The following is a 20584-nucleotide window of genomic DNA, read 5'->3' as shown; positions in this document are numbered from 1 at the left end:
GCCCGAATTCAATAAACGACTGCCCGAATTCAATAAACGACTGCCCGAATTCAATCAACGACTGCCCGAATTCAATATAGGAACTTAGTACACGTCACCCTAAAAAAGGGTCGAAATTTAATTTTTTGTAGGTTGTGTTGAGGAACGAAACCCAACAAGCGCGGAAACGTTTGGTTTCGCTTTGCTTAACCCAACCTACAGTTAGTATTTCTAAGGCAAACGCTCCCCTCCCCTTAGCAAGGGGAGCGGTTGGGGGTGGGGTATTAAGGACTTTTGCAAGAAGTCTATTAAACGATAATATCGCTTGCCACTAGTAGCGGCGATCCTTCAAGCTGAATCTCGAAATTAGCCGATAGATTACTATCAGTGTTACCTTGGAGAATATCTTTTGAATAACGGATCTGTCCGGGTGCGGTGAATGCGCGACTTCCTATGTAAGTGAAGGCTTGATCGCCTTTTATGGTAGTGTTAGCGTCTATGGGAGATAGATCGATTCGATCTCCTGGTAAGTTACCGTTTCCAACAAAATCTTTGATAATATCCCGTAACAAACCAGGTTGACTATCTGAAACTGAGTCGAACTGGAAAACATCGTTGCCATCGCCTCCATAGAGAGTATCGGTGCCAGCACCCCCATTGAGTAAATCATTGCCACCAAGGCCAAAGAGACCATCAGTGTCCTCTCCCCCATAGAGGTAATCGTTGCCTGCAACGCCATCGACATCATCTCCTAGAATGACATCGTAGTTAACACCCCCATAGATAGTATCGTTCCCAGCACCGCCATTGATGATATCGTAGCTAAAAGAAGCATCGCCGATAGAGTCGTTACCGTCGAATCCGTTTATGTAAACAGTATCCAAATAACTACTCGGAAGAAAATTATCTCCTATAGGATCATCTACCTTAAAGTAAATTAGAGTGTCAGGGCCTGGAGTACCGTTAAGAGGATTTGCATCTGTGATTAATTCTGCCATTGATGAGTTTCTCCTGAACTTAGAGGGTAAAAAAATTACCTCATCATTTCCCCATCATTAAACGGCGTTGCTGATTAAAAGTATGAATTTGGTTTCCTCCAAAGGCGCAAAGGAAACAGTTTAAAACATGGAGTTTCACACTTTCATTCAGCAACACCGAGAAAATAAGGTAGAGAAATAACGAGTGGGAAGAGATAACAGAACCACACCCGATTTGAACAGGTCTTTGCTATTAACTCTGAAGATTTAAGAAGGACTAGATTTATAGCGGTTCTTGCTTGGATGCAACACACTTTGACCTCTCTCTTTTTAGGAGAGAGGCTTTGAATCTTACTCCCCAACGCTAGTAGGGAAGGGGTTGGGGGTTAGGTCTGTATTGCACTTAAGTGAGAAGCGTTATATCGATAATTGTTGACATCAAAATAGTGCCAAGAGTCATGTTATATCGTTTTTGCAGTTTTCTAACATAACCCCCACTAAATAATTATTAAGCAGTTTAAACACTTATCCCAAAAAGCACCACATATTCCACAATCTCTAACTCTAACGACCTGCAACAAATATCTGTTCTGCGGTCAAATTCAGGTCTGGAAATGTTTGGGAGATGAGGCGTTCTGTTCCCCTAAATTGTTGTCCTTGATAAGTTCCATCGACTAACTGATAAATTGTGATTACAGGTTGTTTGGATAAGCCAATGTAGCGTTTGCCTCCCAACCCTAAATAATCTGCGATCCAATACTCCTCAATGCCTAAAGCTTCGTAGTCTTCCACTTTCCGGGCATAGTCATTCTGCCAATTTGTACTCACAACCTCTACGACCAATTTAACAGACTTGCCTAATGTAATCACTGGCTCAGTTTTCCATAATGGCTCATTCGCCAAACCCGTCTGATCGAGAATCACAACATCGGGTCTAAAAGCTGAATTTTGACCTAATGGTTTAATTAGGCATTTCATGGGAATAAACCAAGGCAAGTTGAGCAGATCAATTGCTACGTTGAGCTTACGATTAATTAACCCAGCTACCTGTTCATGAAGTCCAGTGGGTTCCAAGTCGATTAGTTCTCCGTCAATTAACTCGTAACGTACATCATCCAGATAGCCAGCAACGAATGCCTCAGAGTTAAGATTGCTTGTATTAATAGTGCCTGAGAGCATCAAGATTTGTCCTTTCAGGTTCAGAACTAAAGTCAGTATTGCTGTTCTTGATTATTCTAACTACCTTTGATCAAGCAAAAATAAAAAGGAAAAATTGAATTCGGAAAAGTTTTCTGAGAATCAATTCTCTCCTTAAGATTTTTAAGTTTAGCTCACGGCAACCTCTATAGAGGGCGTTGCCAAGGTGAAGCAAACTGGCGATAACCTACATCTTGGAAAGCTCTAATCATTGGTGAATTGAGGACATCTGTATCACAAAATATCTGCCAAACACCAATTTTTTGGAGTATATGCGTGGCTTGGCACAGAAGGTCATAAATGTAACGCTTCCCTCGCTGTTTGGGGACAACACCAATATAGTAGATTGTGCCTTCTTCCAGATTCTCTTTGCGACACCCGCGATATATTACTGGTTGGATAAACCCTACTAGTTCACCTATATTGTTATATCCAAGTTGCCACCATTGTGGTTCATAATCAAAGTCATTCCTAACTTGTGCCATTAACTTTGCCGCCGCCTCATCTGCTCCCAGTTTTCTAACTGCTTTTTGATCGCTTCGGTCTAATGATGAACTCATAGCACAGCTTACGGTAGCAGTGAAATCTTTTATACTGACATCGTTGAGCGAATGAAATATAAGTCTTTCAGAAACTGGGATTAGTGGCTTTGGTTCCTCCCAAATGAAAGGAATTTTTTCATAGTATGTTGTCATACAACCTAGTAATTCTTGCCTTCAGGTAGTGTAAGGATTTCAACGCCATCTTCAGTTACAGCTAAGGTATGCTCGCATTGAGCAGAAAGCTTGCGATCGCGCGTTACCGCAGTCCACTTATCGCCCAGAACCTCGACTTCGTAAGTGCCTTCATTAATCATTGGCTCAATAGTAAAAACCATCCCTGGTCTGAGGCGCTTGCCCTTACCCCGTGTGCCATAGTGGGGAACATCCGGCGCAGTGTGGAAAATATTACTGATGCCGTGTCCAACAAAATCTCGCACTACAGAAAAGCCTTGTCCTTCAGCATACTCTTGAATAGCTGCACCAATATCTCCAATGCGTCCCCCAGGCTTAACTTCAGCAATACCCAAGCGTAAACACTCCTCTGTCACCTCTACCAGCTTTCTCGTTTTTGGGGAAGGAGTACCGACAAAGAATGTCTTCGATGTATCGCCGTGATAACCTTCAACAATCGGCGTGACATCAATATTAATGATGTCACCATCCTTGAGGATTTGCTTGGCGTTGGGAATGCCATGACAAATTACCTCATTTACACTAGTGCAAATCGATTTAGGATAACCTTTATAGCCAAGGGGTGCGCTTTTTGCTCCATGCGCTTGCGTCCAACGTTCGGCTTCATCATTTAGTTCAAGAGTGCTAACCCCTGGCTTCACGAACGGTTCCAAATGCTGGAGAAGTTTAGCAGCTAAACGCCCAGCTTGACGCATTTTGTCTAATTCTCGTTGGGATAAAATAACAATTAGTTCGGTTTTCATTAACTTTTATCTAAAGTATCTTTCATAAACATAGTTAACCCTGTCTGTGCAGCTCTTTGTGCAGCATCAGCTACCTTGAGGGTATACAAGCTCTCCTCTGGGGTAACGTACAAAGGAGTCCCGTCAAAAAGATGGTCTAACACCATAGTCGTGTCTTTGGCAAACAAACCCCGACGAGAACCAACATCTATAGATGTTGTTTCCCCCGGCTGGACGAATATTCCGGTGTCGCCATCAAAAATTAAACCACCTTTTTCACCGTGAACTTCAAATTTGCGTTCTGATTGCCAAATACTTTCGCCTTTGCCATAGACTACTTGGGCTAAAAGTCCACTGCTAAAGCAGAGTTGACTAGTGCATAAACAGGTTTGGTAGTATTCCGGTTCTATTTCCCAATATCGCTGATGACAGTTAACAGTAAATACTGTACCAAATAAATCTATGAGGCGATGTAGGCGAGACAGGGCACCAATTAAGGGAAAGCCGAACAACTCGTGATTATAAGTCCATTTCCGAGGTGCGGGATTTTGGGGATTGATCGTGCTGTAGCGAACATAAAACACTTCACCAATTTTGGCTAAGTTTTGCTTCAAGGCTTGATGCAAACCACCCAAAAGTTCTAGATGTTCCACGTGCAAGAGTTTTTTTTGTGCTTTGGCTAAAGCAATCAGTTCCTCTGCTTCGATTACATCCAACGAAAGAGGATACTCTATAATTACGTGTTTGCCATTGGCAAGTGCTGCACGAGCGATCGCACCATGATCTCGATTAATAGTGCAGATCGCTACTAGGTCTATATCTTCACGCTCTACTAGCTCTTGCCAAGTACTCAAGACTTTAATCTGGTACTCTCTGGCAAAGGTTTCGGTTTTTTCTCTTGTATGACCAACAACTGCGACTATGTGCGATCGCTCATCATGGAGCAATGCCTCAGCCCGAAACTTTGCCGCATACCCAGTACCTACCAAACCTACACGCACTCTTGCTTTTTCCAAAGCTGCTTCTGAATTATACATGATCCTCATTAATTCTGTTTTTGATCTTCCCACGCTTCTAGTGGTGAGGTTCTCTCTTCATGGGGTTCACCAGTCTAGACTCTACAACATTCGTCCTACCCCCTCAAGGACAAATCAGACTTTATTTGAAGCTAAATAGAATTACGTGTATTCAAAAAGGAAGATTTCAAAAAAATCCCCTTTTAATCCATAATGTAAGAAATTTGTCAATACAATGAACAAAAAAATTGGCAAAAGAAAAATTACATCTCTACTGTTCTAACGGGCGCGTTTAATCTGCTTTTTAAAGGAATTGGAGAACCTCTTCTGCGTAAGTCCTACAAAATATAGGTGACATTAACCTTACTCATGCTTAATTTTCAAAAAGATAATTTTTTCTAATCACAACCTGAGTCGGGTAGAAAATAATATAAATAAAACTTATCGGGATTAAGTAACTAAATTTCATTACTAATCGGGTTCAATTTCTAGGTACATCGCTTAATTTTTCTCGTAGTATCAGAATTGAAGCAAATTTAAACCAGCGGCTAATTCTACAGAACAGCCGTGACCTTTGCCTTAAGATAACTTATACTGCCGTTTGCAAAAGAGAGGATTACTCAATGCCAAGTTATAAAGTGACACTACTCAACGAAGCTGAAGGTCTGAACCAAGTACTTGACGTTGATGATGATGTCTATATTCTAGATGCTGCCGAAGAAGCTGGTCTTGACTTGCCCTACTCTTGCCGCGCTGGTGCTTGCTCGACCTGTGCAGGTAAAATCACCAAGGGTACTGTCGATCAGAGTGACCAGTCATTCTTAGATGATGAACAAATAGAAAAAGGATATGTACTGACTTGTGTTGCTTACCCAACCTCTGACGTAACAATCGAAACTCACAAAGAAGAAGAACTTTACTAAGAGTTAAGCGACTCAACCATAAACCTCTTGCAAGAGTTACTAATTTTGACAAAATAGAAGCAGGGCATCTAGAATTTATACCCTTGTAATGCCGTGCGTATCAGTGAAAGCGACTTTGAAAAAAAGTCAAATTTTGTCTTGAGCAGAAACACAGTAAATGTTGTGTTCCTGCTTATTTTTTTGCCTTTTCTTAACTCCCGACTCCTAGCTCAAGATGCAACTTGAATGCTAATTAGCTTAAAGCTTAGTCTCTTTTTTGAGAATTTGAATCTGAGTACCAGGATAGTAAAATTGGAGAATTTTTGGACTTGACCAACCTAGTTTTGCTAAATTTTGAGCGCCAGTTTGACTCAAGCCGACTCCATGTCCTAATCCACCACCAATAAAAGCGTATCCCCAGAGTTCCGGTTTGCCTTTGTTTAGGGGTTCTATGTAAAAAAGCGTACTTATCGGCGCTGCAAAAGCACTGCGAACTTCGTCTTTGTGGAGAATAAAGGTGCTGCGATCGGTTTTAACGGCAAGTTCAAGGATACGTCCACTTTGGCTTCGCTTCACTACTGCCATAGCCTGAATTGTGTTAAATTTGGCATGGGGACTGTTTTTCACCTGTAAAAATTTCTGCAAGTCCTTGATAATATCTTTTAAAGGGGTTTCCTTATGCCAACGAAACATATCCCACTTGCTTTCATTAAATCCTTGTTGCGTGTTAATAAATTTTTGGAAGTTTTTTTCATCTGCTAAACTCTGCTTAGACAAGTCCCAAAAATTAGTCGGAGCATCCAGTACAGGGCGCAAATAGGGACGATCGTCGCCATTCCAGACATCGCTAAAAAAAGCGGTAATGCCACCAGTGGTAGAAGAATACAGGGCGTCTACTAGTTCATTTTTATAAGTTAGTACTTTACCCCTAGTTGAAGCGATCGCTTGGTCTGTTTTGGCAGCTGCTCCCTTCAACCCATAATAAACTTGGCAGTGAGTATCAGCACACAACTGATAGTTATCTGCGGCAAACCTACGTAAATTTCTCAAGGCATAAGTCCGGGCGAGAATTGCTTGAGCCTCTAGTGCCGCTGTTGGTGCATCTGTTCCTATTTCGTAAGGCACAACCCCACGCAAATAAGTTTCTAACGGTACTTGATTAACTAGAGTGTATGTGCCATAAGCATTTGGCTGCAAATTCATTCGACCGGCATAAAGACGAGCAAACTCTTGTTTTTCGGTTTTATTTACCCGAATCAAATTTTTATCAGTGCTAATTTCCAAGTCATTCGGGCTATAGCGATTACCATTCACCACCCAGCTCACCCGCGGCACTTGTTTCAGAATTTTAGTATCAAGATATACTTTTTCTTGGGTAGATGCTTGGATGTTCTGCAATAGCAAGCGTCGCAGTAAAGGAGTGCTGTAAACATCTCGTTTTGCCCAAACCTGCCAGCGTTCTGGCTGGGCTATTTCCACTTCCATTCCTTGAGAACGCCATTTATTAGCACTGTCTTCCGCAGTTTCAAAAGTACGATATGTGCCCAAAACTACTACTTCTTCGACTGCTGACTGGGGTAAAGCTTGCATGACTGTTTCCAGCTTTACAGGATTTTTAGTAAACAGGATTTGCTGCTTATTGCCCGCTTGAAATTTTAGCTTTAAGCGATCGCCTTTTATGGGTTCCAGTTGCAGCTTGGCTGTAGGCTGATCGCCAAATCGCTGCACAATCCCAATTTTCAGTTCTATATCCTGGATGTTGCTCTCAGGCCCTGATGCAGCAGTCAGTCCCAATAGACAAAATATTGTAAGCACAGTGTGGGGAAAACGCCAAAACGAAAATTTCATGGCTACCTGATAGGGAAGCGATAGCGAGTACTCAAGCGTCTTCTGCCCCTTAATGCGTCGTTGGAGCTGATTTTCCAATTGCTTTGTAGTGCGGTTTTTTTGTCGCATGAATGCTCCAATGATACCATTACCAATTTTGCCCTAAATACTAGTTGCTAAACGAAGTCATAATGACTATGATTTAATTAGAGACAAAAAACAGAACTAGTTGGATAAACTCTTTATGGTTAAAGTCCAAGAAATTCCATTAAATCAGATAAAACGGCCATTGCCGCGTACAAACGATCCAAATAAAGTACAAGCCTTAATGGAATCGATTGCGGAGATTGGGCAGCAAGAACCTATTGATGTCCTAGAAGTAGATGGGCAATATTATGGCTTTTCTGGTTGCCATCGGTATGAAGCTTGCCAGCGTTTAGGCAAAGAAACCGTTTTAGCCAGAGTCCGTAAAGCACCCCGTAGCGTTTTGAAGATGCACTTGGCATAGAGAATGGGGCATGGAGCATGGAGAATAGGGAGTGGGGAATTAGGTATTCCCAGTGCCCAATCCCCAATTCCCAATCCCCAATTTCCAATCCCCCATTACATATAACCTAATTAGGAGAAAATTATGTCATCGAAAGTAACAGTCAAAAATGTAAATATCGGCATTGACGAGGCGAGTAGGGCTAAAATTGCCGATGGTTTATCTCACCTGTTGGCTGACACTTATACACTGTATCTGAAAACTCATAACTTCCATTGGAATGTAACGGGGCCGATGTTTCAAACATTGCATTTGATGTTTGAAACCCAGTATACAGAATTAGCCTTAGCAGTTGATCTAATAGCCGAGAGAATTAGAGCGCTTGGCTATCCCGCACCAGGAACCTACAGCGAATATGCAAAACTGAGTTCGATTCCAGAAACTCTCGGAGTTCCTAAAGCTGTGGAGATGATTCGCGAACTTGTAGAAGGACAAGAAGCTGTAGTCAGAACTGCACGGTCTATTTTCCCCGTGATAGAGGAAGTTAACGACGAACCTACCGCCGATTTATTGACTCAGCGGATGCAAGTACACGAAAAGACAGCTTGGATGTTGAGAAGTTTACTGGAAGAATAGGAAATAGGGCATGGGGCATTGGGCATTGGGAATAGGGAATAGAGAAAAAACTTAATCGCCAATACCCATGCCTAATCCCCAATACCCAGTCCCCAATTACTCAGTAACCAATGCCTAATGCCCAATCCCCAATGCCCCATTCCCAAAAGTTGCAAAATTTAATGCAACAGGTAGGTATTTCTAGTTTTAAAGGGCTGAGTCGCGCTGCTAGTGTCTCAGAGCGTCAACTTTTGCGCTTACGCCAAGGAAAGTTAGAGCAGATGCGGGTAGATGTACTGCTTAAGCTTTCACCTGTGCTACAGATGCCATTGAATGAATTAATTGCAACTTTTTCAAGCGTAGAGTTGTTACTAGAGAAAACAGCGCCTACTCAGGAATTATTACAAGAAATTACAGATTTAAGAAAAGAGTACGATCGCTCGCAACTTCAATTAGAACAGCAGCGAGAGATATTACTACAAGAACTCCAGCAGTCGAGTTTGCAACTGCTGGAGTCTTTATTATTGCAATGGCCAACAGCAGCACAGAAAGCGCAGGAGAATCCCCAGCTAGCAGCAGTCAAAATAGTACCGTTGGTGCAGAAACCTCTGGAAAAGTTTTTACAGGCGTGGGGAGTGGAAGCAATCGCACCTGTGGGAGCAGAATTACCTTACGATCCCCAACTGCACCAATTGCTGGAGGGAACTGCACAACCTGGAGAAACAGTCAAAGTCCGCTACACTGGCTATCTTCAAGGTGAAAAGCTGCTTTACAGAGCCAAAGTGAGTCCTGTTTGAGGGAGTGAGGAGTAAAGACGCGATTAATCGCGTCTGTACAGGAGTTAGGAGTAACAAATTCATAACTCTTTACTTTTTGTATTATCTGTCGAGAAATAACAGATATTGAGAATACTAAAATAGCATAAGCGATCGCTTTCAGAAAACTTCTTTTAAAGCTTTGGTGTCGGTTCTAGCTTGCTTGGTGCTGTTGAAACCTAAATTTTTGGCTTTAGAGCGGTAATCCAGAGCTAAATTATTTCAATTATGTAAGTAATTGGACATAAATAAACGTAGATCCTAGTTACTATCATTAAGTACTCAGGGAGGAAAAGCTATTGCTAGACTTAGTTTAGCTATGCGTAGGCATAACTGAGACTGTTTGAATTTTGAATTGCTTAATGAAAGCATTCTCATGAGATTTATTGGAGAATCTCAGTTTTGCAAAAATCTTTGGTAAATAATCTGAAAAGCAGTAACTTCAGCTTGTATGTAAGTATATATCTAAATCGATAAGATGCAAGTAAGTCGGCGTTAAAAAATCAACATACATGATAAAACATCAAATCAACGAACGGCTTATAAATTAGTTATTCTAATATTTTTACAAAACTAAATATACCAGTTTTTTATTATGCCGACTTACTTAGCGGATTGATTTATAATTGGTCTATTTCTAGTAAAAAAATTATACTGAATTAAGCTAATGATTTTTTAAAATTACAAAAAAATAGATTCAAATTTTTATAATTAATATTTATCTATCATGATTAATTATCAATGATTACTCAATATTTAATCTTAAATTTTATTTTACAAGCATTTTTAAATGCTCTATAATAGCGAAATCAGAACATTATTTACATGAGTCAGAGTATCATAATTATGATAGAACAAGTAAAAGTTATTAAGCTTAGTGGTAATTTGAACGCCACAACTTCACAAGAGTTTCGACAAAAAATCACTGATATTCTAGAAAGTGGTGCGAAAATTGTGTTAGTTGATTTTAAAGATGTAACGTTTATGGATAGTTCAGGTTTGGGAGCTTTAGTATTAGCTTTTAAAACCTTGCGAGCCGCAGATACTAAGCTTGCTCTCTGCTCAATTAATGAGCAAGTCAGGATATTATTTGAACTGACTAATATGGATAAAGTATTTGAAATTTTTCCCAGTCAAGATGCATTTAATCAGGTTTTAGTGTCTAATACGTAATTAATCAAACTTCATTTGCAAAATAGATAAATCATCATCAAAAGCATCTTTGGAGTTCAGGGCGATTAAATAACTGAGTACGCGTTCGAGTTGGCTATCAACAGGATCTTGTAAGCTAACTAGTAGCTGAATAAAAGCATCCAAACTCCAAAGTGTGCCGTCTGATTTAGTTATTTCATAAGCGCCATCACTAAAAATATAAAGGGTACTGAATTTTTCGATATTGCAAAACCCATCAACATATTTTGCCTCTGGAAACATGCCAACTGGCATACCAGGGGTTTTCAATAGTTTAACTTTAGACTTTCTTGGAGATGTGCCAGTTACTAAAACTGCTGGTGGATGACCTGCACTAGCATAAATTAACTGGCGATTAATTCGGTTATAAACTCCATACCAAATCGTAAAGTATTTATCATTTTGATAATTCATCTGAAAAGTATCATTTAAAGCCTTCAATACATCACTAGGTTGATAGTAATCGAGACTTTTGAGCGCACGAGAACGCAGCAGATTCAGCACTGAAACAGAAGGAAGGGTAGCTTTGAGTCCATGTCCGGCAGTATCGAGTAAGTAAATTGCCAGATAGTCATCATCGAGCCAATAGTAATCAAAACAGTCACCGCCGAGTTGTCGCGAGGGAATGAATCGAAAATTTATATTGAAGGGTTCAGTCATGGAAAAAGGTAGCAGCGATCGCACATATTCTGCTGCTTCTGACATTTCTGATTCTAAAAGCAACTTTTGAGCCTGCAAATCTCTACTCAACTGATGCAGGCGTAATCCCGCTCTTACCCTAGCTTGTAATTCATTATGCTCAATAGGTTTAGAAATAAAATCATCAGCACCAGCATCTAGACCTTTGACGCAATCAGCAACGGAATCTAAGGATGTTAATAAAATAAAAAATGTGGTAGAAAATTTGGTATCTGCTTTAATGCGGTGGCAAACTTCCAGACCATTCAACCCCGGCATGATCCAATCACAAATAATTAGTGCTGGACGATAAACTAGTGCTTTTTCTATTCCTTCCTCACCGCTACTGGCAGTAACTACTTCATAACCCTGTTTTTCCAACATCCTTTTTAGGAGTATTTTTATTGAATAATCGTCATCAATTATTAGTATTTGAAACATATAAATTTATTGAAAACACTCATTAATAATTTTTTGTCAAAATAGAAAATAAAAATATGGTATGAGCTAATAAGCTAGTAGTATCAATACAAAGATGCTGCTATAGCGCTGATCGTACCCTGCGGGTAGTGCTTCTTTCAAGGAGAGACGCTAGCACGAACGGATAACTCGTAGAGTAGCCGCTACGTGTCTATGTATGCAATAGACTTTGACCCCTCTCTCTTAAAAAGAGAAAGTACACTGCGTTATAGCAACAGGCGTAAAGAATTGAGGGTTCAGTCTTTATTAGACTCAAATCAGAAGCACTATAACTCATTTCTATTTACTCATCGAATTTACAACTGTTTAACAGTCATAAAATATTATGGCGCTCCCAAAGGATTTAGCCATAAAAGAATGTTGCTTTTTAACTGGTTTAAGTCGCGGTATGCTTCTTGCTTGAACCATTGCCCTAAAGCATCAAAGGGGGTAAAAGATGTTCCCGTTTGCCATTTAATATCTTGACCTAAAGGTGTTGTATGATTTCCTGGTAACGTTTGCGCTGTCACCATCTCATCAAAACGTTCTTGTAAGATTTTGGTTAAAGCTGCCGATTGATCGATGGTGTCATTACTAAATTTTATTAATAAATTGCGCCGGATATTGTAACGTTCTTGGACAAGTTTGTTAGTTTCCAACGGTGAGGGGGTAAATTCGATTTTCAAAGTAGAATTGAACTGCTCTACTAGAGGGATAGCTTCTTTAGCGGCGTAGTTGTTGAAGGATATTAAAATATTGCCTGCACGTTCTACTTTAAAAAGGCTACCAATCAGCAAATGGAGTTTACAGCCCATACTGTGTCCAACGCCGTAGATAGGGAAGTAAAGCTTGCGTAATGCCCTAGAATCATGCAATCGTTCGAGGGTGCGGTCAAAGTTTAACAGCACGGATTTGGCGATCGCAGTATGATCTAGTGTATTGACAAAAGGCGTAGCAATTACAACATAGCCTTTACTTGCCAGTTGTTCGAGTAACCAGCGATAAGTGATGTGCGGTGCAGTGGCGACAAATGCACCTCCTAAGAAATGAACGATACCTATGGGATTTTGGGGAATGATTACCCAGTTCCCTCTAATTTCTTTCCAGTCCATACGGATAAATGATCGCTTTACGATTATTCTTTATGTTAGACCGCAGATCGCAACCGTGGGAAGGATTATGGAAAAAGCCATTGAAAATATCCTACTAGTAGATTGGAAGCCAACTCACCCAGTAGTGTCTATGGACTTATCGGCAGCACCTACGCTTTCTCAAACTCTTACTGAATTCTGAGTGAATTCAGGAGTGCTTTCTAAATTACCATTACAAAACTTAATTATGAATTACGAATTACGAATTATCTTAACGTTGAGTCTGTAATCTTTTCATCTCGTATTGTACATCTAATGCAATTTGTAATGCTTCATTGAGTAATCTTCCATGCTCAGTAGCCTCCTCTGTTACTTGCATAGCTGTTAAAGTTGCTAAATTGTTGACAAATAGTTCTGTATTACTCAGGATAAAATTCTTGTTCTCTCTTAAAATTCTTTCTGTCTTCAAAGCGCGAACTAAATCAGCTTTCGTGAGTTTAAGTGCTTCGATCGCGCGCTCTCTTTCCTTGATAATTACTTCTGGATTACCAGCTTCTTCTATTTGGTCATTGATATCTATAACTCTAATAACAGTATTATATCTATTAACCTCCTTTAATAGGATTTGGAGAGATTTTGTCATATTAGATTTAACAATTTTACTTCTACTTTTCCAGATTAAATATAAGATAGTTTGTGTCAGACCCCCGACCCAAAGACCTAAGAAAATTAATAATATCCAAGATGGAATTGTTATCCATGTAACAAACATTTTAATAATTAAATCAAAGAAAATATAGACAAAAATAAATGTAGAAAATCCAATAAAAACTACAGTTGCTCCTTCAGAGCTTTTAAGCTTTTGTATATATATAGATGCTAATTGCTTGAGAGGATTTGTAATGATTAAAAGTTCCCCATTGACAGGTAAATTAGTCAGCTTTTGCAGATCATCCTGACTAATTTCTAAGTCCTGTAAATCATCCCGCACAGCTTTTCAACCCTTGCCAGAATAGTTATTTAATCTAATATAGCAATCAAATTTCTAGAATGCTGGCATTTTGTCTAAACTTTTTCTGGTAAGTTAATACTTATAAACAATGTCAAGAATTTTTGTACAATATGATACTCTTTTGCCAAGACAATTATTTACAGCAGAATTCAGAATTCAGAATTTAGGAGTAAAACACGCTTTATACCTGGGTAACAGACTTAGCTTATGTACCTCAACAACTTAAAATCTGCTGTATACTATAGCAATCCTAAATTATTCGTGAGAAACCAGATCCCCGATTTCTTAAATAAGTCGGGGGTCTGCGGGTTGCAATTCTCACAAATCAAATCGGATTGCTATGTAATAGTTAGGATAAAAAAACAAATTAATTGCCTGTAAATAGAATCGCAAAGCAACAGGTTATTGTTTTGGCAAAAGGTCATTTAATAATGGAAAAGTCCGTAAAAACGGACTTTATTTGTTGAGTTATAAATAATCGTGTCTCAGTCGTTACATTAACTTCGCTTTGGAGAAGGTTGTTTCTGTTTGGAAACACTAGGCTGAGGGTTTAAAAATGGGGGAATAGGACACTCTAGCATCATGACGAGCGCTCTGAGTAAATCTGCTTCTGAATGAGTAACTTTGTTATCTAATAGTACCGTGTGGGCGCAAGCATCAACAATAGCCTGTTTGAGTTTGGGAGTGGCAAGACGCAGACGCTCAATACTTTTCTTTAGTTCAGTAAAATTACAGCTTAATGGTATTTCTGGTTTTTCTTGCTCTCCGGCTTTGGGAAGTCGAAAAACTCCAGAACGAAAAGCATAGGCGATGTCTTCAGTAGACGCATCAGGTTGGGAGTGTCCGACACGGGCAATTACGGACAGTACTAATAGACTATCTGGCCAAATCTCTTCGATGGAGGTGAATTCTACCGTTGTAGTAGATGTAGGATTTATACTAGGTTGAAAACGATGCCACAGTATTAACTGCAACACAAAATGCCACAGTGATAAACTTCCGGTGGCTACAACTAAACCGTGGACGCATTTGCACAGCCTTTGGCATTCTTTGGCAGAATTTTGGCGCAATACGGGTACTGCTCAATCCACGAGTGGCAAGCGAATTCTAGGATCTAATTGGCTAATTTCGCTACTTAATTGTAGAGTTTTTTCTACCAAATCAGCAGGTTGCACCTCGCGTAACCAAGCAATTTGACGTTCTTGAATTTGGAGATTTTCCGTATCTAACGCTAGCGCCAAAGCGATCGCCATTGCACTTTCTTGCTCCCGCACACCCAAACGCAAAGATTCTGGTAACTGCGATAACAGTGCTTGAGCATGGGCAAAATGCTCTGGTGTAACGCTTCTAACTTGGTTTACAACCTGTTCTGGTGTGGCGTTGTCACCACCAGCAAAGCCCATTGTTAGGGATTCCTGGGAAGGGGAACGTATTTGATTGCGAGATGGCATTGCTGCTAAATTCCTGACGTTCAAACCCCCAACGCGGCGGATACGTTCTGCTAAGGGTGGGTGAGTAGAAAACATATTTTCCCAGAAAGAGGGGTTGAGGGCATTGCCAAAAAACATGTGGCTAGCGGCTTCTGCACCCGGCGATATTAACCGTGAATCCATCTGTTGGAGTTTTTGAAAGACTCCGGTAAGTCCATTGGGGTTGCGAGTGAACTGTACAGCTGAAGCATCAGCGAGAAATTCGCGTTGGCGAGAAACGGCGGCTTTAATCAAGCGTCCACAAAGTAATCCGATACCGCCAATTGCCATTAATGCCAAGCCAAAAGCCCAGATAGGTAAACCCTTGTCTTCCTTTCCGAAGCGGAAGCTACCGCGAAGACGCAACAGCAATTCCCCGGTTAAATAAATGAACAAAATCCCATGCAGTAGTCCCACTAAACGCAAATTTAGCCGCATATCTCCATTGAGAATATGACTAAATTCGTGGCCGATGACTCCTTGTAACTCATCCCGGCTCAAGTGTTCCAAAGTTCCACGGGTAACTCCAATTACAGCATCATTGGGCGAAAATCCGGCAGCAAAGGCATTAATGCTGGTTTCTCTGTCGAGGAGATAAACTTGTGGAACAGAAATCCCAGAAGCGATCGCCATTTCCTCGACAATATTTAATAGTTGTCGCCCTTGTTCATCGGCTATTTCTGGTAGCAGGAGTCTTCCTCCTAACTCTTGGGCAATTACGCTTCCGCCTTGACGGAGATAGGCAATTTTATACAAACTTCCCACTGCGATCGCAATTATTGTAATCCCAGCCACGTAGAGAAATAACCCTGGATTCCACCAAACACGAGGAGCCATGCGAAACAGAAATAAACTGGCAATATAAATTGCCATAATCATGACTGCGATCGACAGGGAAAATAACCCGATTAATTGTTGCGTATTTTGGCGTGCCCGATCCTGATGTTCAAAGAAATTCATAGACACCTAAAAAGACACGCGTGGAGCATTTCTTGTTTCTGGAGTAGCTTCAGGGAGCAATTCTGCAACGGTAAAGTTAAATGTATTTGCCACAAGATTGCTAGGGAAAGATTCGCTTTTGGTGTTGTAAAGTGTCACCGCGTCATTAAAAGCCTGACGTGCAAAAGCAATCCGGTTTTCGGTGGAAGATAGTTCTTCGATTACCTGAGTTATGGCGCGATCGGTTTTCAACTCTGGATAAGATTCTGAAATTACCATCAACCGACTTAAAGCACCTGTCAGCGCCCCTTCAGCATTGCCCAACTGTTGCATTGCTTGGGGATCGCCAGGATTTTGCGCGGCACGACTGCTAGCATTAATTGCAGAATTTCGGGCGGCAATAACTGCTTCTAAGGTTTCTCGCTCATGTTTCATATACCCTTTAGCAGTTTCCACCAAGTTGGGAATTAAATCATAGCGACGCTGTAATTGAACATCGATTTGAGAGTAAGCATTTTTGTAACGGTTGCGATACTTAACTAAATCGTTGTAGGCATTAATGATAATTACAGCAACAATGGCAACTAAAGCAACAGAAAATATTAAAAGCCCCATATTTTAGATTATTTCCATCAGATACTTACTTTTTTGCAGATTTACCAATCACGGTAATCCTTATATCCAGCAAAATTTGTGTAGATATAAAGATGAGTCTACTTGTAGCAAGTTGGCTTCGTCGTCTGTAAAATTAGTTACGCAAGTTTACTGACTAGATAGATTGTAAGATTTTTAAATAACCACAGAGGCACAGAGAACGCAGAGGCAAAGAAATACAAAGACAAGAGAAATAATTTCTAATAATTCCAAATTTTTGTAAACTCTATCATCTCTCTTTTCTCTGTGTACTCTGCGCCTCTGCGGTTGATTTAAATTGTGCCAGATATATCACCTATGAATCTGAAGAAATAGGGAATAACCACTGATAGCCAAAATAAAAAGGATGGCGGCAGGAAAAATTACAACATCCCTGACAATAAATAAAATCCAATCTTTTCTTAGTTCTTGTTTAAACTTGAGTTCTCGCAGTTTTCGCTCAAGTTCTAAGTCTTCTTGTGACTGCAAGTTCACAGGTGACAAAATTAGCGGATTGTCGCCTTTGCTGGCAATTATTTTTGATAAATCTGTTATATCTGTCATGTTGTTTAGATACCAATAATTTCAGTTTCAGGATTTTGGTTATCATCTGCAACCCAGATAGATTTGCCTTTTTACTTGGCTTCTATAGCTACTTCTAGTAGTGCGTAGGCATCCAGGATAAGAGCATCTCAATGTGTTGCGCCAGATTATTTAGTGTATTCATAAAGTTCTGGCGAAAATCTCAATTTATTTAAATTCGTTAGGTTTTTGCTTGTGTAGTGATTTCTATTTTAGCCACACTTCATCACGTTTCGGGTTCATCAATTAAATCCAATACTTCTTGTTTAACCACTCTCGAACAAAAAATATCTAGAGTATCCTGGCAATCTCTCAGGAAAATTGAGCGAAAAAAGAGCCAGAGAGTTAGTTCTCTGGCTCAAAGCTGGAGACAAAAGAATCATCAAATAAAGGCTAACTTGGGTAAGAAGCTAAATTCTTCCCAGGTTATGCAGCCCTAAAATAGTACCTACTCCTAAGATATGACCAAAGGCGGTAGTTGCTAAAAGGGCTGGTACACCAAAATTACCAAGGAAATTGACTGAGGGTAGTTTTGGTTCTGCGTTGGGATACTTGATGGTAGATTTGCCAAAGGCAATGGCAATGATATTAGCAATAATCATAATCAGTCCAACTGTAGGACTCCATTGCAGAGGTGTGGTTGCAGCAGCGAGTAAGGTTGAGGTTAACACCTGGTTTGCTCCTGAAATTTATTAATGGTTGAAAACATAATCTGAAACTTTCCGAAGCAAATTCAAGAAATTACCTGATTTTGCATCAATATTTAACAGTTATTCTTACTACTTAATACAATATGAGTTCAACGCGGTGAGCTGATTGTGGTAGCTAGTTTGAATTTCAATGTCTGAAATAAGCACCTTATTAGTCTTGATTTATACTTAGATAACAGTAATTCGGATAAAATTATTTCAATGCATCCATAGCAATTCGGGCAGCAGTTAGGAATAAAAAGATCCCTGACTTTTTGAGGAATATAACTGAAGTAAGAAATTTAAGGAGCGGATTCACCTTTCGGTAGATTTAGACAGAATCATCAAAACTGTATATTTGAATAGGGTAACACATAATTTGCTACAAAACCTCATGCTAAATCAGTAATTTCCAGATCAACAGATGAAATTTTGATTGAATTCTAGTTAATTTGTTCCTTAAGTTCCTCAAAAGCCATGACATCCCCTGAGCCTCAAACTGATTTTGGAGAAAAAACTCCACAAACGTCATTTGAGCCACCATCTGGAAAACGGCGGTGGCTTTGGTTGAGTTTAGCCGCACTCCTATTGTTAGGGGGTGGAGCAACTCTAGTTTGGCGTTTACTCACTCCGCAAAATTCAGCACCTTCAACTGCTAACGCTCAACCTCAAGGGGTAAGAGTCAAAATATCAACAGTACAAAGCGGCATAATTGAGGAAAGTTCAGATTTTATTGCTAGTCTAAAATCCCTACGCTCAGTCACGCTCCAGCCAAAAATTCAGGGTCAAGTTACCCAGATACTTGTCAAATCGGGAGATCCAATCGTCGAAGGAGCTGCAATTCTCCAAGTAGATTCTACACCACAGGCAGCGATCGCGAGGAATAATACTGTGCCTCAAGCATTTTTAGTGCAACTGGCAAATGCCCGCGCCACACTCAAATCTTTAGAAACAGAACGACCATCCTACGTTGCGAATGTGCAATTATACCAGCAGAACTACGATAAGTTTGTCAGCCTAGCTGAACAAGGAGCCGTGTCTCGACAGACTAGCAATCAGTTTGCTAATCGGCTTGCCAATGCTAAGACTAGTCTGGATGCAATAGATTCCAGGATTCAAGCACAACGAGCCACCATTTTACAGGCTGAAAAATCCTTGCAGCAATCTAATGTAAATACTCAAACACAACAGCCCCAGTCTGACAAAATTACCGCTCCCTTTAGTGGCACAGTTGGCAACATCCCTGTGAAAGTCGGTGATTTAGTTAATACTTCTACACCATTAGTTAATATCACGCAAAATCGACCTTTAGAAGTGAATATCTCTGTACCACTACAGCAAGGGCCTCAATTGCGTAAGGGTATGCCAGTAGAGTTGATGAACACACAAGGACAAAAACTTGGTAGAAGTAGAATATTTTTTATTGCACCTAATGCCAGCAATAAAACACAAACGATATTGATTAAAGCACTTTTTGACAACACTAACGATCAGCTACGTGCAAATCAATTGGTCAGGACTAGAGTGTTCTGGAATCAGCGCCCCGGAGTTTTAATTCCCACAACAGCAATGACTCGTGTAGGCGGGGACACTTTTGTTTATATAGTTGAAACAGAAACATCTCCCCAAGGTGTATCCCAACAAGTAGCTCGGCAAAGGCGAGTAAAACTAGGCGAGATTAAAGGTAATAATTACCAAGTTATTGAAGGATTACAGCCAGAAGATAAAGTTATTATTTCAGGGTTGCTCAATCTCAGGGATGGTGTTGCGATCGTTCCAGAATTTTAATTAAGGGGAGTAGAGAGGAGGAGCAGGGGAGAAGTCTCAATCTTGTCTCCTACTAATCTTCACCCAAGAGCGTTAACTATAGCGATCGCTCTTTGTCGGAGAACTTGTAAAGTAGTCTCTACGTATATATCTATAGCAATACACGCTGAACTCACTTCCATTCTTTTCTTTTAAAAAGAAAGCATTCGTGACATTTTAAGATATAACTCGTTTTGTCAATAGTGATTAAGCTGTAAATTATCTATGCTATCGAGTATCTAATTAAGCTTTATACTAAATTTTAAGGCAAGGATGAACGATACTTTTAAATATTCGTAAGCGTAGCTAGTCTTGTCTATGAGACGCTATGCAAAGGCATCACAGGCTGGAAATTTACGTTTGCAACCTCGATTTTTACTAAATTTAATTACCATTACTTATTGACAAATGGTTAATGACTTTAACCTGTCACCAATGAGTAAAAGTAAGCAATTACTTGATTACATAACAAAGGTAAACAATTATGTCAGGGAAAATCATCCAATCTAAATGTGGTTTACTTTTAACTTGTTTACTTGGACAGATAATGTTGTTAGCTGCGCCAGTACAAGCTGGAGTGGAGGGCAAAAGTTATAATGTCAATGTTAATTCGAGTCAGGGAGATAATTTTACTGCTTGTTTTGAATTTAACGCCAATGGTAGCAGCCTACGCTTTGTTGGGCTAGACGCTACTTATAGCCGTACAAATCTATAGCGGTTCTCAGTTGGGTGAAATATAGTAACAGCAGTGGGTAAACCATCCA

21 protein-coding genes are annotated in these 20584 nt (G+C 40.0%); 7 read left to right on the top strand and 14 right to left on the bottom strand.

Annotation, left to right across the window (positions count from 1 at the left end; all coding sequences use genetic code 11):
- Positions 1 to 287: 287 nt before the first annotated feature.
- The 5 genes from ACFE93_RS28810 to ACFE93_RS28790 form a co-directional block, all read right to left on the bottom strand.
- Positions 288 to 977: a hypothetical protein gene (locus ACFE93_RS28810; RefSeq protein ID WP_375478589.1), complete on the bottom strand. Its 690-nt coding sequence runs from the start codon at positions 975 to 977 to the stop codon at positions 288 to 290.
- A gap of 543 nt (positions 978 to 1520) precedes the next feature.
- Complete coding sequence (locus tag ACFE93_RS28805) at positions 1521 to 2135, bottom strand: Uma2 family endonuclease (protein WP_375478587.1); 615 nt, start codon at positions 2133 to 2135, stop codon at positions 1521 to 1523.
- 164 nt (positions 2136 to 2299) lie between these two features.
- The gene (locus ACFE93_RS28800; RefSeq protein WP_375478585.1) at positions 2300 to 2713 is read right to left on the bottom strand and encodes a GNAT family N-acetyltransferase; all 414 of its coding nucleotides are present in this window, start codon (positions 2711 to 2713) and stop codon (positions 2300 to 2302) included.
- A gap of 140 nt (positions 2714 to 2853) precedes the next feature.
- The gene (gene map / locus ACFE93_RS28795; protein ID WP_375478583.1) at positions 2854 to 3630 is read right to left on the bottom strand and encodes a type I methionyl aminopeptidase; all 777 of its coding nucleotides are present in this window, start codon (positions 3628 to 3630) and stop codon (positions 2854 to 2856) included.
- Complete coding sequence (locus ACFE93_RS28790) at positions 3630 to 4646, bottom strand: Gfo/Idh/MocA family protein (protein WP_375478581.1); 1017 nt, start codon at positions 4644 to 4646, stop codon at positions 3630 to 3632. The genes map and ACFE93_RS28790 overlap by 1 nt, the downstream gene beginning before the upstream one ends.
- A 602-nt stretch (positions 4647 to 5248) precedes the next feature.
- On the opposite strand from ACFE93_RS28790, the gene ACFE93_RS28785 reads away from it, so the two are divergent.
- Positions 5249 to 5548, top strand: coding sequence for a ferredoxin (locus ACFE93_RS28785; RefSeq protein ID WP_375478579.1), 300 nt, complete (start codon positions 5249 to 5251; stop codon positions 5546 to 5548).
- 237 nt (positions 5549 to 5785) lie between these two features.
- Here ACFE93_RS28785 and ACFE93_RS28780 read toward each other — a convergent pair whose 3' ends face one another.
- Positions 5786 to 7483, bottom strand: a complete 1698-nt coding sequence (locus ACFE93_RS28780; RefSeq protein ID WP_375478577.1) for a SpoIID/LytB domain-containing protein — start codon at positions 7481 to 7483, stop codon at positions 5786 to 5788.
- A 115-nt stretch (positions 7484 to 7598) separates the two neighbouring features.
- Between ACFE93_RS28780 and ACFE93_RS28775 the strand changes: the two genes are divergently transcribed.
- From ACFE93_RS28775 to ACFE93_RS28760, 4 genes are all read left to right on the top strand, one after another.
- Positions 7599 to 7862, top strand: coding sequence for a ParB N-terminal domain-containing protein (locus tag ACFE93_RS28775; RefSeq protein WP_104907642.1), 264 nt, complete (start codon positions 7599 to 7601; stop codon positions 7860 to 7862).
- 123 nt (positions 7863 to 7985) lie between these two features.
- Complete coding sequence (locus tag ACFE93_RS28770) at positions 7986 to 8477, top strand: Dps family protein (protein ID WP_194044787.1); 492 nt, start codon at positions 7986 to 7988, stop codon at positions 8475 to 8477.
- A gap of 110 nt (positions 8478 to 8587) precedes the next feature.
- Positions 8588 to 9253 carry a nucleotide exchange factor GrpE gene (grpE, locus tag ACFE93_RS28765; RefSeq protein WP_375478575.1) on the top strand — a complete coding sequence of 222 codons (666 nt, stop codon included), beginning with the start codon at positions 8588 to 8590 and terminating at the stop codon, positions 9251 to 9253.
- Positions 9254 to 10117: 864 nt separating this feature from the next.
- Complete coding sequence (locus ACFE93_RS28760) at positions 10118 to 10444, top strand: STAS domain-containing protein (protein WP_375478572.1); 327 nt, start codon at positions 10118 to 10120, stop codon at positions 10442 to 10444.
- Here ACFE93_RS28760 and ACFE93_RS28755 read toward each other — a convergent pair whose 3' ends face one another.
- The 8 genes from ACFE93_RS28755 to psaK all read right to left on the bottom strand — a co-directional run bounded on the left by ACFE93_RS28755 (position 10445) and on the right by psaK (position 17996).
- Entirely contained in the window at positions 10445 to 11581 is a 1137-nt protein-coding gene (locus ACFE93_RS28755) for a PP2C family protein-serine/threonine phosphatase (RefSeq protein ID WP_375478570.1), read from the bottom strand.
- A 362-nt stretch (positions 11582 to 11943) separates the two neighbouring features.
- Positions 11944 to 12711, bottom strand: a complete 768-nt coding sequence (locus ACFE93_RS28750) for a DUF1350 family protein (RefSeq protein ID WP_375478568.1) — start codon at positions 12709 to 12711, stop codon at positions 11944 to 11946.
- 250 nt (positions 12712 to 12961) lie between these two features.
- Positions 12962 to 13681 (bottom strand): hypothetical protein, encoded by a 720-nt coding sequence (locus ACFE93_RS28745; RefSeq protein ID WP_375478566.1) that lies wholly within the window; start codon positions 13679 to 13681, stop codon positions 12962 to 12964.
- Between the two features lie 518 nt (positions 13682 to 14199).
- Entirely contained in the window at positions 14200 to 14772 is a 573-nt protein-coding gene (locus ACFE93_RS28740) for a hypothetical protein (RefSeq protein WP_375478564.1), read from the bottom strand.
- Positions 14773 to 14784: 12 nt separating this feature from the next.
- Positions 14785 to 16131 (bottom strand): M48 family metallopeptidase, encoded by a 1347-nt coding sequence (locus ACFE93_RS28735; protein WP_375478562.1) that lies wholly within the window; start codon positions 16129 to 16131, stop codon positions 14785 to 14787.
- Between the two features lie 6 nt (positions 16132 to 16137).
- A complete protein-coding gene (locus ACFE93_RS28730; protein WP_375478560.1) occupies positions 16138 to 16725 on the bottom strand; it encodes a LemA family protein in 588 nt (195 codons plus the stop codon).
- Positions 16726 to 17055: 330 nt separating this feature from the next.
- On the bottom strand, positions 17056 to 17307 hold the full coding sequence (locus tag ACFE93_RS28725) for a hypothetical protein (protein ID WP_375478558.1): 252 nt from the start codon (positions 17305 to 17307) through the stop codon (positions 17056 to 17058).
- A gap of 428 nt (positions 17308 to 17735) precedes the next feature.
- A complete protein-coding gene (gene psaK, locus ACFE93_RS28720) occupies positions 17736 to 17996 on the bottom strand; it encodes a photosystem I reaction center subunit PsaK (protein WP_292856465.1) in 261 nt (86 codons plus the stop codon).
- A gap of 495 nt (positions 17997 to 18491) precedes the next feature.
- Here psaK and ACFE93_RS28715 point away from each other — a divergent pair, with 495 nt between their 5' ends.
- Together ACFE93_RS28715 and ACFE93_RS28710 are read left to right on the top strand one after the other, a co-directional pair.
- Complete coding sequence (locus ACFE93_RS28715; RefSeq protein WP_375478556.1) at positions 18492 to 19802, top strand: efflux RND transporter periplasmic adaptor subunit; 1311 nt, start codon at positions 18492 to 18494, stop codon at positions 19800 to 19802.
- A gap of 502 nt (positions 19803 to 20304) precedes the next feature.
- Positions 20305 to 20535 (top strand): hypothetical protein, encoded by a 231-nt coding sequence (locus tag ACFE93_RS28710; RefSeq protein WP_375478554.1) that lies wholly within the window; start codon positions 20305 to 20307, stop codon positions 20533 to 20535.
- Positions 20536 to 20584 lie beyond the last annotated feature (49 nt).

This window comes from uncultured Nostoc sp. (assembly GCF_964247315.1).
Lineage (GTDB): Bacteria > Cyanobacteriota > Cyanobacteriia > Cyanobacteriales > Nostocaceae > Nostoc.
This window is presented reverse-complemented; position numbering and strand designations above follow the sequence as displayed.

What these genes read in the sequence shown, in the direction of transcription:
- ACFE93_RS28810 (WP_375478589.1), bottom strand. Translation starts at nt 977, where the DNA reads ATGGCAGAATTAATCACAGATGCAAATCCTCTTAACGGTACTCCAGGC.
- ACFE93_RS28805 (WP_375478587.1), bottom strand. Translation starts at nt 2,135, where the DNA reads ATGCTCTCAGGCACTATTAATACAAGCAATCTTAACTCTGAGGCATTC.
- ACFE93_RS28800 (WP_375478585.1), bottom strand. Translation starts at nt 2,713, where the DNA reads ATGAGTTCATCATTAGACCGAAGCGATCAAAAAGCAGTTAGAAAACTG.
- map (WP_375478583.1), bottom strand. Translation starts at nt 3,630, where the DNA reads ATGAAAACCGAACTAATTGTTATTTTATCCCAACGAGAATTAGACAAA.
- ACFE93_RS28790 (WP_375478581.1), bottom strand. Translation starts at nt 4,646, where the DNA reads ATGTATAATTCAGAAGCAGCTTTGGAAAAAGCAAGAGTGCGTGTAGGT.
- ACFE93_RS28785 (WP_375478579.1), top strand. Translation starts at nt 5,249, where the DNA reads ATGCCAAGTTATAAAGTGACACTACTCAACGAAGCTGAAGGTCTGAAC.
- ACFE93_RS28780 (WP_375478577.1), bottom strand. Translation starts at nt 7,483, where the DNA reads ATGCGACAAAAAAACCGCACTACAAAGCAATTGGAAAATCAGCTCCAA.
- ACFE93_RS28775 (WP_104907642.1), top strand. Translation starts at nt 7,599, where the DNA reads ATGGTTAAAGTCCAAGAAATTCCATTAAATCAGATAAAACGGCCATTG.
- ACFE93_RS28770 (WP_194044787.1), top strand. Translation starts at nt 7,986, where the DNA reads ATGTCATCGAAAGTAACAGTCAAAAATGTAAATATCGGCATTGACGAG.
- grpE (WP_375478575.1), top strand. Translation starts at nt 8,588, where the DNA reads ATGCCTAATGCCCAATCCCCAATGCCCCATTCCCAAAAGTTGCAAAAT.
- ACFE93_RS28760 (WP_375478572.1), top strand. Translation starts at nt 10,118, where the DNA reads ATGATAGAACAAGTAAAAGTTATTAAGCTTAGTGGTAATTTGAACGCC.
- ACFE93_RS28755 (WP_375478570.1), bottom strand. Translation starts at nt 11,581, where the DNA reads ATGTTTCAAATACTAATAATTGATGACGATTATTCAATAAAAATACTC.
- ACFE93_RS28750 (WP_375478568.1), bottom strand. Translation starts at nt 12,711, where the DNA reads ATGGACTGGAAAGAAATTAGAGGGAACTGGGTAATCATTCCCCAAAAT.
- ACFE93_RS28735 (WP_375478562.1), bottom strand. Translation starts at nt 16,131, where the DNA reads ATGAATTTCTTTGAACATCAGGATCGGGCACGCCAAAATACGCAACAA.
- ACFE93_RS28730 (WP_375478560.1), bottom strand. Translation starts at nt 16,725, where the DNA reads ATGGGGCTTTTAATATTTTCTGTTGCTTTAGTTGCCATTGTTGCTGTA.
- ACFE93_RS28725 (WP_375478558.1), bottom strand. Translation starts at nt 17,307, where the DNA reads ATGACAGATATAACAGATTTATCAAAAATAATTGCCAGCAAAGGCGAC.
- ACFE93_RS28715 (WP_375478556.1), top strand. Translation starts at nt 18,492, where the DNA reads ATGACATCCCCTGAGCCTCAAACTGATTTTGGAGAAAAAACTCCACAA.
- ACFE93_RS28710 (WP_375478554.1), top strand. Translation starts at nt 20,305, where the DNA reads ATGTCAGGGAAAATCATCCAATCTAAATGTGGTTTACTTTTAACTTGT.